This is a genomic window from Pseudescherichia vulneris NBRC 102420, from assembly GCF_000759795.1.
In the GTDB taxonomy this organism is placed as follows: domain Bacteria; phylum Pseudomonadota; class Gammaproteobacteria; order Enterobacterales; family Enterobacteriaceae; genus Pseudescherichia; species Pseudescherichia vulneris.
In genome coordinates this window covers 16,773-29,171 of the sequence record NZ_BBMZ01000035.1, presented here as the reverse complement: position 1 = coordinate 29,171, position 12,399 = coordinate 16,773, and the positions used below count along the sequence as shown (strand labels likewise).

General features: G+C 53.8%; 9 protein-coding genes. All 9 read left to right on the top strand.

The window, feature by feature from the left end; translation table 11 throughout:
- On the top strand, positions 1–70 hold a 70-nt coding region (locus EV102420_RS21705; RefSeq protein WP_072113692.1), incomplete at its 5' end, for an EF-Tu C-terminal domain-related protein.
- A gap of 219 nt (positions 71–289) precedes the next feature.
- Positions 290–673: a preprotein translocase subunit SecE gene (secE, locus tag EV102420_RS19660; RefSeq protein ID WP_014068449.1), complete on the top strand. Its 384-nt coding sequence runs from the start codon at positions 290–292 to the stop codon at positions 671–673.
- Position 674: 1 nt separating this feature from the next.
- Entirely contained in the window at positions 675–1,220 is a 546-nt protein-coding gene (nusG, locus tag EV102420_RS19655; protein WP_007665882.1) for a transcription termination/antitermination protein NusG, read from the top strand.
- A 163-nt stretch (positions 1,221–1,383) separates the two neighbouring features.
- Positions 1,384–1,812 carry a 50S ribosomal protein L11 gene (gene rplK, locus EV102420_RS19650; protein ID WP_042395618.1) on the top strand — a complete coding sequence of 143 codons (429 nt, stop codon included), beginning with the start codon at positions 1,384–1,386 and terminating at the stop codon, positions 1,810–1,812.
- Positions 1,813–1,815: 3 nt separating this feature from the next.
- Entirely contained in the window at positions 1,816–2,520 is a 705-nt protein-coding gene (gene rplA / locus EV102420_RS19645) for a 50S ribosomal protein L1 (protein WP_042395615.1), read from the top strand.
- 270 nt (positions 2,521–2,790) lie between these two features.
- A complete protein-coding gene (gene rplJ, locus EV102420_RS19640) occupies positions 2,791–3,288 on the top strand; it encodes a 50S ribosomal protein L10 (protein ID WP_001207203.1) in 498 nt (165 codons plus the stop codon).
- A 66-nt stretch (positions 3,289–3,354) separates the two neighbouring features.
- A complete protein-coding gene (gene rplL / locus EV102420_RS19635) occupies positions 3,355–3,720 on the top strand; it encodes a 50S ribosomal protein L7/L12 (RefSeq protein ID WP_003033114.1) in 366 nt (121 codons plus the stop codon).
- A 321-nt stretch (positions 3,721–4,041) separates the two neighbouring features.
- Positions 4,042–8,070: a DNA-directed RNA polymerase subunit beta gene (gene rpoB, locus EV102420_RS19630; protein WP_042395609.1), complete on the top strand. Its 4,029-nt coding sequence runs from the start codon at positions 4,042–4,044 to the stop codon at positions 8,068–8,070.
- A 76-nt stretch (positions 8,071–8,146) separates the two neighbouring features.
- Positions 8,147–12,370, top strand: a complete 4,224-nt coding sequence (rpoC, locus tag EV102420_RS19625) for a DNA-directed RNA polymerase subunit beta' (RefSeq protein WP_042395606.1) — start codon at positions 8,147–8,149, stop codon at positions 12,368–12,370.
- The last annotated feature ends 29 nt before the right edge of the window (positions 12,371–12,399 follow it).

Sequence of the window (12,399 nt, the reverse complement as noted above, 5' to 3'; positions counted from 1 at the left end):
CCTGCGTTTCGCAATCCGTGAAGGCGGCCGTACCGTTGGCGCGGGCGTTGTTGCTAAAGTTCTCAGCTAATCGCTGATAACATTTGACGCAATGCGCATGAAAAGGGCATCATTTGATGCCCTTTTTGCACGCTTTCGAACCAGAACCTGGCTCATCAGTGATTTTTTTTGTCATAATCATTGCTGAGACAGGCTCTGTAGATGGCGTAAGAGCCGGAGCATTTCGGTTAGGTATGCCTCGCGTCCGCGGGGCAAAATGTTTTTCTGAATTCTTGTGACAGGTTGGTTTATGAGTGCGAATACCGAAGCTCAAGGGAGCGGGCGCGGCCTGGAAGCGATGAAGTGGGTTGCCGTTGCTGTCTTGCTGATCGTAGCTATCGTTGGCAACTACCTCTATCGTGACATGATGCTGCCGTTACGCGCGCTGGCAGTAGTAATTCTTATTGCTGCAGCGGGTGGTGTCGCGCTGTTGACGACAAAGGGTAAAGCGACCGTTGCTTTTGCCCGTGAAGCGAGAACCGAAGTCCGTAAAGTGATTTGGCCAACTCGCCAGGAAACGTTGCACACTACTCTGATTGTGGCCGCAGTGACCGCTGTTATGTCACTTATCCTGTGGGGACTGGATGGTATTCTGGTTCGCCTGGTATCCTTTATCACTGGCCTGAGGTTCTGAGATGTCTGAAGCCCCTAAAAAGCGCTGGTACGTCGTTCAGGCGTTTTCCGGTTTTGAAGGCCGCGTAGCGACTTCGCTGCGTGAGCATATCAAATTACACAATATGGAAGAGCTGTTTGGCGAAGTCATGGTACCGACCGAAGAAGTGGTCGAGATCCGTGGCGGCCAGCGTCGCAAAAGCGAGCGCAAGTTCTTCCCAGGTTACGTTCTGGTCCAGATGGTCATGAACGACGCTAGCTGGCACCTGGTGCGCAGCGTGCCGCGCGTGATGGGCTTTATCGGCGGTACGTCAGACCGTCCGGCCCCGATCAGCGACAAAGAAGTTGACGCTATCATGAACCGCCTGCAGCAGGTTGGCGATAAGCCGCGTCCGAAAACCCTGTTTGAGCCGGGTGAAATGGTCCGTGTTAACGACGGTCCGTTTGCTGACTTTAACGGCGTGGTGGAAGAGGTGGACTACGAGAAGTCCCGCCTGAAAGTTTCTGTCTCTATCTTCGGTCGTGCGACGCCGGTAGAGCTGGACTTCGGCCAGGTCGAAAAAGCCTAATAACCCAGGCGATCAAAAAAGCGACGATTTATCCGTTGCACAAGGCGCGAGATTGGACTACAATTTCGCGCCTTTTGTTTTTATGGGTCACGTACCCGTAAGACACACTGTTTATCACGGGGAGCTTCATTGAAGCGCTATTACCCATATTGAGGATTTAAGAATGGCTAAGAAAGTCCAGGCCTACGTCAAGCTGCAGGTTGCAGCTGGCATGGCAAACCCGAGCCCACCGGTTGGTCCGGCTCTGGGTCAGCAGGGTGTTAACATCATGGAATTCTGTAAAGCGTTTAACGCCAAAACTGATTCCATCGAGAAAGGTCTGCCGATTCCGGTTGTTATTACCGTTTACGCTGACCGTTCTTTCACTTTCGTTACCAAAACGCCTCCGGCAGCTGTACTGCTGAAGAAAGCGGCGGGTATCAAGTCTGGTTCCGGCAAGCCGAACAAAGACAAAGTGGGTACAATTACTCGCGCTCAGCTGCAAGAAATTGCACAGACTAAAGCGGCGGACATGACTGGTGCAGACGTTGAAGCGATGACTCGCTCCATCGAAGGTACTGCTCGTTCCATGGGCCTGGTAGTGGAGGGTTAAGAAATGACTAAACTGACCAAGCGCATGCGTGTGATCCGTGAGAAAGTTGATGCGACCAAACAGTACGGCATCAACGAAGCTATCGCTCTGCTGAAAGAACTGGCTACCGCTAAATTCAACGAAAGCGTTGACGTTGCTGTTAACCTCGGCATCGACGCTCGTAAATCTGACCAGAACGTTCGTGGCGCAACCGTACTGCCTAACGGCACCGGTCGTTCCGTTCGCGTAGCCGTATTTGCCCAGGGCCCGAACGCTGAAGCAGCTAAAGCTGCTGGCGCTGAGCTGGTAGGTATGGAAGATCTGGCTGACCAGATCAAAAAAGGCGAAATGAACTTTGACGTTGTTATTGCTTCCCCGGATGCAATGCGCGTTGTTGGCCAGCTCGGCCAGGTTCTGGGCCCGCGCGGCCTGATGCCGAACCCGAAAGTGGGTACTGTAACCCCTAACGTTGCTGAAGCGGTTAAGAACGCGAAAGCAGGTCAGGTTCGTTACCGTAACGACAAAAACGGCATCATCCACACCACCATCGGTAAAGTGGACTTTGACGCTGACAAACTGAAAGAAAACCTGGAAGCCCTGCTGGTTGCGCTGAAAAAAGCAAAACCGACTCAGGCGAAAGGCGTGTACATCAAGAAAGTTAGCATCTCCACCACCATGGGTGCAGGTGTTGCGGTTGACCAGGCTGGTCTGAGCGCAGCGGCGAACTAATATTCGCCTTTACGTGGGCGGTGGATTTGTCTACAATCTTCGCCCACGAAAGATTTTCGGTTGGAGCCTGGCCTAATCCAGGCCTCCGTCCAAGACCGCAGGTGTCTCGCAAGAGACTTAATTCCCTGCGTAGACGGTGACAGAACCTGAAGACATTTTTTAAGTATCTTTGGCTTGTTTCTGCTCACCGTATTTAGACGCTCCCTTCTTTGAGGGGAGTGAAGTGAGTTCCAGAGCATGAGCTCTGGCAAACATCCAGGAGCAAAGCTAATGGCTTTAAATCTTCAAGACAAACAAGCGATTGTTGCTGAAGTCAGCGAAGTAGCCAAAGGCGCGCTGTCTGCAGTAGTTGCGGATTCCCGTGGCGTTACTGTAGATAAAATGACTGAACTGCGTAAAGCAGGTCGTGAAGCTGGCGTTTACATGCGTGTTGTTCGTAACACCCTGCTGCGCCGCGTCGTTGAGGGTACTCAGTTCGAGTGCCTGAAAGACACGTTTGTTGGTCCGACCCTGATTGCATACTCTATGGAACACCCGGGCGCTGCTGCTCGTCTGTTCAAAGAGTTCGCGAAAGCGAATGCAAAATTTGAGGTTAAAGCCGCAGCCTTTGAAGGTGAGTTGATCCCGGCATCGCAGATCGATCGCCTGGCAACCCTGCCGACCTACGAAGAAGCAATTGCACGCCTGATGGCAACCATGAAAGAAGCCTCTGCAGGCAAACTGGTTCGCACTCTGGCTGCTGTACGCGATGCGAAAGAAGCTGCTTAATCGCAGTTATCTTTATCAAGCATCTGCTTACGTATAAACTTATTCTGATATTCAGGAACAATTTAAATGTCTATCACTAAAGATCAAATCATTGAAGCAGTATCCGCTATGTCCGTAATGGACGTTGTAGAGCTGATCTCTGCAATGGAAGAAAAATTCGGTGTTTCCGCTGCTGCTGCTGTAGCTGTTGCTGCAGGCCCGGCTGAAGCTGCTGAAGAGAAAACTGAATTCGACGTTATTCTGAAAGCCGCTGGCGCTAACAAAGTTGCTGTTATCAAAGCAGTACGTGGCGCAACTGGCCTGGGTCTGAAAGAAGCTAAAGACCTGGTAGAATCTGCTCCTGCCGCTCTGAAAGAAGGCATCAGCAAAGACGACGCCGAAGCTCTGAAAAAATCTCTGGAAGAAGCTGGCGCTGAAGTTGAAGTTAAATAAGCCAACCCTTCCGGTTGCAGCCTGAGAAATTAGGCTGATGGCTGGTGACTTTTTAGTCACCAGCCTTTTTGCGCTGTAGGGTGTTAGTAGCGTTTCACACTGTTTGGCTACTGATCTCCCTTACAATGCTTGTTTCTATCGACGACTTAATATATTGCGACAGCGCCTGCGCACTGTGTAAATCGCGACGAAATGGTTTAAGCGTGATAGCAACAAGCATTGCGGAAAGTGCTCCACTTTCCGGTCAACAAAATAGTGTTGCACAAACTGCCCCCGTCGTCGGGCAGATGGGTCGACTTGTCAGCGAGCTGAGGAACCCTAATGGTTTACTCCTATACCGAGAAAAAACGTATTCGTAAGGATTTTGGAAAGCGTCCGCAAGTACTGGACATTCCTTATCTCCTTTCTATCCAGCTTGACTCGTTCCAGAAGTTTATCGAGCAAGATCCTGAAGGACAATATGGTCTGGAAGCGGCGTTTCGTTCCGTGTTCCCGATCGCGAGCTACAGCGGTAACTCCGAGCTGCAATACGTCAGCTACCGTCTGGGCGAGCCTGTCTTTGATGTGAAAGAGTGCCAGATCCGCGGCGTGACCTACTCGGCACCGCTGCGCGTAAAACTGCGCCTGGTGATCTACGAGCGCGAAGCGCCGGAAGGCACCGTTAAAGACATTAAAGAGCAAGAAGTTTACATGGGCGAAATTCCGCTCATGACCGATAACGGTACCTTTGTTATTAACGGTACTGAGCGCGTCATCGTGTCTCAGCTTCACCGTAGTCCTGGCGTATTCTTTGACAGTGACAAAGGTAAAACGCACTCTTCAGGTAAAGTCCTGTATAACGCGCGCATCATTCCTTACCGCGGCTCATGGCTGGACTTCGAGTTTGACCCGAAAGACAACCTGTTCGTGCGTATCGACCGTCGCCGTAAGCTGCCTGCGACCATCATCCTGCGCGCGCTGAACTATACCACTGAGCAGATCCTTGACCTGTTCTTTGAAAAAGTCACTTTCGAAATCCGCGACAACAAGCTGCAGATGGAGCTGGTCCCGGAACGTCTGCGTGGCGAAACCGCCTCGTTTGATATCGAAGCCGATGGCAAAGTGTATGTCGAAAAAGGCCGCCGTATTACCGCGCGCCACATTCGCCAGCTGGAAAAAGATGAGATCAAACACATCGAAGTACCGGTTGAATACATTGCGGGCAAAGTGGCTGCAAAAGATTACGTTGATACCTCCACCGGCGAGCTGATCTGCCCGGCGAACATGGAGCTGTCTCTGGATCTGCTGGCTAAGCTGAGCCAGTCCGGTCACAAACGTATCGAAACGCTGTTCACCAACGATCTGGATCACGGTGCGTACATGTCGGAGACGATTCGCGTCGACCCGACCACCGATCGCCTGAGCGCGCTGGTAGAGATCTACCGCATGATGCGTCCTGGTGAGCCGCCGACCCGTGAAGCAGCGGAAAGCCTGTTCGAGAACCTGTTCTTCTCCGAAGACCGCTACGATCTCTCTGCGGTAGGTCGTATGAAGTTCAACCGTTCTCTGCTACGTGACGAGATCGAAGGTTCCGGTATCCTGAGCAAAGATGACATCATCCAGGTGATGAAGAAGCTCATCGGTATCCGTAACGGTATTGGCGAAGTGGATGATATCGACCACCTCGGCAACCGTCGTATCCGTTCCGTAGGCGAAATGGCGGAAAACCAGTTCCGCGTTGGCCTGGTCCGTGTTGAGCGTGCAGTAAAAGAGCGTCTCTCTCTGGGCGATCTCGATACCCTGATGCCTCAGGATATGATCAACGCCAAGCCGATCTCTGCGGCCGTGAAAGAGTTCTTTGGCTCCAGCCAGCTGTCTCAGTTTATGGACCAGAACAACCCGCTGTCTGAGATCACGCACAAGCGTCGTATCTCTGCACTGGGCCCGGGCGGTCTGACCCGTGAGCGCGCAGGCTTTGAAGTTCGAGACGTACACCCGACCCACTACGGTCGCGTATGTCCTATCGAAACGCCTGAAGGTCCGAACATCGGTCTGATTAACTCCCTGTCCGTGTACGCACAGACTAACGAATATGGCTTCCTTGAGACGCCGTACCGTAAAGTTACCGACGGCGTTGTGACCGACGAGATCCATTACCTCTCTGCTATCGAAGAGGGTAACTACGTTATCGCCCAGGCGAACACCAACCTGGACGAGGAAGGTCGCTTTGTTGATGACCTCGTTACCTGCCGTAGCAAAGGCGAATCCAGCTTGTTCAGCAACGACCAGGTTGACTACATGGACGTTTCCACCCAGCAGGTGGTTTCCGTCGGTGCGTCCCTGATCCCGTTCCTGGAACACGATGACGCCAACCGTGCATTGATGGGTGCGAACATGCAACGTCAGGCGGTTCCGACCCTGCGCGCTGATAAGCCGCTGGTAGGTACCGGTATGGAACGTGCTGTTGCCGTTGACTCCGGTGTAACTGCGGTGGCTAAACGTGGCGGTACCGTTCAGTACGTGGATGCGTCCCGTATCGTTATCAAAGTTAACGATGACGAGATGTACCCGGGCGAAGCGGGTATCGACATCTACAACCTGACCAAGTACACCCGTTCTAACCAGAACACCTGTATCAACCAGATGCCGTGTGTCTCTCTGGGTGAGCCAATCGAACGTGGCGACGTGCTGGCAGACGGCCCGTCCACCGACCTCGGTGAGCTGGCGCTGGGTCAGAACATGCGCGTAGCGTTCATGCCGTGGAACGGTTACAACTTCGAAGACTCCATCCTCGTTTCCGAGCGTGTGGTCCAGGAAGACCGTTTCACCACCATCCACATTCAGGAACTGGCGTGCGTGTCTCGTGACACCAAGCTGGGGCCGGAAGAGATCACCGCTGACATCCCGAACGTGGGTGAAGCTGCGCTCTCTAAACTGGATGAATCCGGTATCGTTTACATCGGTGCGGAAGTGACCGGCGGTGACATTCTGGTGGGCAAGGTAACGCCGAAAGGTGAAACCCAGCTGACCCCAGAAGAGAAGCTGCTGCGTGCGATCTTCGGTGAGAAAGCGTCTGACGTTAAAGACTCTTCTCTGCGCGTGCCAAACGGTGTGTCCGGTACGGTTATCGACGTTCAGGTCTTTACTCGCGATGGCGTAGAGAAAGACAAACGTGCGCTGGAAATCGAAGAGATGCAGCTGAAGCAGGCGAAGAAAGACCTGTCTGAAGAACTGCAGATCCTCGAAGCTGGCCTGTTCAGCCGTATCCATGCCGTGCTGGTATCCGGTGGCGTTGAAGCTGAGAAGCTCGACAAACTGCCGCGCGACCGCTGGTTGGAGCTGGGCCTGACCGACGAAGAGAAACAGAATCAGCTGGAACAGCTGGCTGAGCAGTATGACGAACTGAAACACGAGTTCGAGAAGAAGCTCGAAGCGAAACGCCGCAAAATCACTCAGGGCGACGATCTGGCACCGGGCGTGCTGAAGATTGTTAAAGTGTATCTGGCCGTTAAACGTCAGATCCAGCCGGGTGATAAAATGGCGGGTCGTCACGGTAACAAGGGTGTTATCTCTAAGATCAACCCGATCGAAGATATGCCTTACGATGAGAACGGCACGCCGGTCGACATCGTACTGAACCCGCTGGGCGTACCGTCTCGTATGAACATTGGTCAGATCCTCGAAACCCACCTGGGTATGGCTGCAAAAGGTATCGGCGAGAAAATCAACGCCATGCTGAAGCAGCAGGAAGAAGTCGCGAAACTGCGCGAGTTCATCCAGCGTGCGTACGATCTGGGCACTGACGTTCGCCAGAAAGTTGACCTGAATACCTTCAGCGATGAAGAAGTTCTGCGTCTGGCTGAAAACCTGCGCAAAGGTATGCCAATCGCAACGCCGGTCTTCGACGGTGCGAAAGAGTCTGAAATCAAGGAGCTGTTACAGCTGGGTGGCCTGCCGACGTCCGGTCAGATCACGCTGTTCGACGGTCGTACCGGCGAGCAGTTCGAGCGCCAGGTTACCGTTGGCTACATGTACATGCTGAAACTGAACCACTTGGTTGATGACAAGATGCATGCGCGTTCTACCGGTTCTTACAGCCTGGTTACTCAGCAGCCGCTGGGTGGTAAGGCGCAGTTCGGTGGTCAGCGCTTCGGGGAGATGGAAGTGTGGGCGCTGGAAGCATACGGCGCGGCATACACCCTGCAGGAGATGCTCACCGTTAAGTCTGATGACGTGAACGGTCGTACCAAGATGTATAAAAACATCGTGGACGGCAACCATCAGATGGAACCGGGCATGCCTGAGTCCTTCAACGTACTGTTGAAAGAGATTCGTTCGCTGGGTATCAACATCGAACTGGAAGACGAGTAACTCTCGCTCAAACAGGTCACTGGTGCTGGGGTAACACCCGGCACCAGATTGTGCTAACTCCGACGGGAGCAAATCCGTGAAAGATTTATTAAAGTTTCTGAAAGCGCAGACTAAAACCGAAGAGTTTGATGCGATCAAAATTGCTCTGGCTTCGCCAGACATGATCCGTTCATGGTCTTTCGGTGAAGTGAAAAAGCCGGAAACCATTAACTACCGTACGTTCAAACCTGAGCGTGACGGCCTTTTCTGTGCGCGTATTTTCGGGCCAGTAAAAGATTACGAGTGCCTGTGCGGTAAGTACAAGCGCCTGAAACACCGTGGTGTGATCTGTGAGAAGTGCGGCGTTGAAGTGACCCAGACTAAAGTGCGTCGTGAGCGCATGGGCCACATCGAGCTGGCGTCTCCGACTGCCCACATTTGGTTCCTGAAATCGCTGCCGTCCCGTATCGGTCTGCTGCTGGATATGCCCCTGCGTGATATCGAGCGCGTGCTGTACTTCGAATCCTATGTGGTTATCGAAGGCGGCATGACCAACCTGGAACGTCATCAGATCCTGACTGAAGAGCAGTATCTGGACGCGCTGGAAGAGTTCGGTGACGAGTTCGACGCGAAGATGGGTGCGGAAGCTATCCAGGCCCTGCTGAAGAGCATGGATCTGGAGCAAGAGTGCGAGCAGCTGCGTGAAGAGCTGAACGAAACTAACTCCGAAACCAAACGTAAAAAGCTGACCAAGCGTATCAAGCTGCTGGAAGCGTTCGTACAGTCTGGCAACAAGCCGGAGTGGATGATCCTGACCGTTCTGCCGGTTCTGCCGCCAGATCTGCGTCCGCTGGTACCGCTGGACGGCGGTCGTTTCGCCACGTCGGATCTGAACGATCTGTATCGTCGCGTGATCAACCGTAACAACCGTCTGAAGCGTCTGCTGGATCTGGCCGCGCCAGACATCATCGTACGTAACGAAAAACGTATGCTGCAGGAAGCGGTAGATGCTCTGCTGGATAACGGCCGTCGCGGTCGTGCCATCACCGGCTCTAACAAGCGTCCGCTGAAATCTTTGGCCGATATGATCAAAGGTAAGCAGGGTCGTTTCCGTCAGAACCTGCTCGGTAAGCGTGTTGACTACTCCGGTCGTTCTGTAATCACCGTAGGTCCATACCTGCGTCTGCATCAGTGCGGTCTGCCGAAGAAAATGGCACTGGAGCTGTTCAAACCGTTCATCTACGGCAAGCTGGAGCTGCGTGGCCTGGCCACCACCATCAAAGCCGCTAAGAAAATGGTTGAGCGTGAAGAAGCTGTCGTTTGGGATATCCTGGACGAAGTGATCCGCGAACACCCGGTACTGCTGAACCGTGCACCAACCCTGCACCGTTTGGGTATCCAGGCATTTGAGCCGGTTCTGATCGAAGGTAAAGCGATCCAGCTGCACCCGCTGGTTTGTGCGGCATACAACGCCGACTTCGATGGTGACCAGATGGCTGTTCACGTACCGCTGACGCTGGAAGCCCAGCTGGAAGCGCGTGCGCTGATGATGTCTACCAACAACATTCTGTCTCCGGCGAACGGCGAACCTATCATCGTTCCGTCTCAGGACGTTGTACTGGGTCTGTACTACATGACCCGTGACTGTGTTAACGCCAAAGGCGAAGGCATGGTGCTGACTGGCCCGAAAGAAGCCGAGCGTATCTATCGCGCTGGCCTGGCCTCTCTGCATGCGCGCGTTAAAGTGCGTATCACCGAGTATGAAAAAGATGAAAACGGCGAGTTCATTGCGAAAACCAGCCTGAAAGACACGACCGTTGGCCGTGCCATTCTGTGGATGATCGTACCGAAAGGTCTGCCTTTCTCCATCGTCAACCAGGCGCTGGGCAAGAAAGCGATCTCCAAAATGCTGAACACCTGTTACCGCATTCTGGGCCTGAAACCGACCGTTATTTTTGCGGACCAGACGATGTACACCGGCTTTGCTTACGCAGCGCGTTCAGGTGCATCTGTTGGTATCGATGACATGGTCATCCCGGAGAAAAAATACGAGATCATTAGCGAAGCAGAAGCTGAAGTTGCTGAGATTCAGGAGCAGTTCCAGTCTGGTCTGGTAACCGCTGGCGAACGCTACAACAAAGTTATCGATATCTGGGCTGCGGCGAACGATCGTGTATCCAAAGCGATGATGGATAACCTGCAAACCGAAACCGTGATTAACCGTGACGGCGTAGAAGAGCAGCAGGTCTCCTTCAACAGCATCTACATGATGGCCGACTCCGGTGCGCGTGGTTCTGCAGCACAGATTCGTCAGCTGGCAGGTATGCGTGGTCTGATGGCGAAGCCGGATGGCTCCATCATCGAAACGCCGATCACCGCGAACTTCCGTGAAGGTCTGAACGTACTCCAGTACTTCATCTCCACGCACGGTGCGCGTAAAGGTCTGGCGGATACCGCACTGAAAACGGCAAACTCCGGTTATCTGACGCGTCGTCTGGTTGACGTTGCACAGGATCTGGTTGTTACCGAAGATGACTGTGGCACGCTGGAAGGCATCACCATGACCCCGGTTATCGAGGGTGGTGACGTTAAAGAGCCGCTGCGCGATCGCGTTCTGGGTCGTGTGACTGCGGAAGATATCCTGAAGCCGGGTACGGCGGACATTCTGGTTCCACGCAACACGCTGCTGCATGAGCATATGTGTGACCTGCTGGAAGAGAACTCCGTTGACTCTGTGAAAGTGCGTTCCGTTGTATCCTGTGACACCGACTTTGGTGTGTGTGCCCACTGCTATGGTCGTGACCTGGCGCGTGGCCACATCATCAACAAAGGTGAGGCTATCGGCGTTATCGCGGCACAGTCCATCGGTGAGCCGGGTACACAGCTGACCATGCGTACGTTCCACATCGGTGGTGCGGCATCGCGTGCGGCTGCTGAATCCAGCATCCAGGTGAAAAACAAAGGTAGCATCAAGCTCAGCAACGCGAAATCGGTTGTTAACTCCAGCGGTAAACTGGTGGTGACCTCCCGTAACACCGAGCTGAAGCTGATCGACGAATTCGGTCGTACCAAAGAGAGCTATAAAGTGCCTTACGGTGCTGTTATGGCCAAGGGTGATGGTGAGCAGGTTGCTGGCGGCGAGACCGTAGCAAACTGGGATCCGCACACCATGCCGGTTATCACCGAAGTGGCTGGTTTCATCCGCTTCACCGATATGATCGACGGCCAGACGATTACTCGTCAGACCGACGAACTGACCGGTCTCTCCTCGCTGGTGGTTCTGGACTCTGCAGAACGTACCGCGGGTGGTAAAGATCTGCGTCCGGCGCTGAAGATCGTTGATGCGAACGGTAACGACGTTCTGATCCCGGGCACCGACATGCCGGCTCAGTACTTCCTGCCGGGTAAAGCGATTGTCCAGCTGGAAGATGGTGTTCAGATCGGTGCGGGTGATGCTCTGGCGCGTATTCCTCAGGAATCCAGCGGTACCAAGGATATCACCGGTGGTCTGCCACGCGTTGCAGATCTGTTCGAAGCGCGTCGTCCGAAAGAGCCAGCAATCCTGGCGGAAATCAGCGGTATCATCTCCTTCGGTAAAGAGACCAAAGGGAAACGTCGTCTGGTTATCACGCCGTTAGACGGTAGCGATCCGTACGAAGAGATGATCCCGAAATGGCGTCAGCTCAACGTGTTTGAAGGCGAACGTGTAGAACGTGGTGACGTGGTTTCCGACGGTCCGGAAGCACCGCACGACATTCTGCGTCTTCGTGGCGTTCACGCGGTAACGCGTTACATCACCAACGAAGTGCAGGACGTTTACCGTCTGCAGGGCGTTAAGATCAACGATAAGCACATCGAAGTTATCGTGCGTCAGATGCTGCGTAAAGCCACTATCGCTAACGCAGGAAGCTCCGACTTCCTGGAAGGCGAGCAGGTGGAATACTCTCGCGTCAAGATCGCCAACCGCGATCTGGAAGCGAACGGCAAAATCGCAGCAACCTATGCTCGCGACCTGCTGGGTATTACCAAAGCGTCTCTGGCAACCGAGTCCTTCATCTCCGCGGCATCGTTCCAGGAGACCACTCGTGTGCTTACCGAAGCAGCCGTTGCGGGCAAACGCGACGAACTGCGCGGTCTGAAAGAGAACGTTATCGTGGGTCGTCTGATCCCGGCCGGTACCGGTTATGCGTACCACCAGGATCGTATGCGCCGTCGTGCCGCTGGCGAACTGCCGGCAGCACCGCAGGTAACTGCTGAAGACGCTTCTGCCAGCCTGGCAGAGCTGCTGAACGCAGGCCTGGGCGGTTCCGACAACGACTAACGCTGCTTTCCGCTAATAAAAACCCGCTT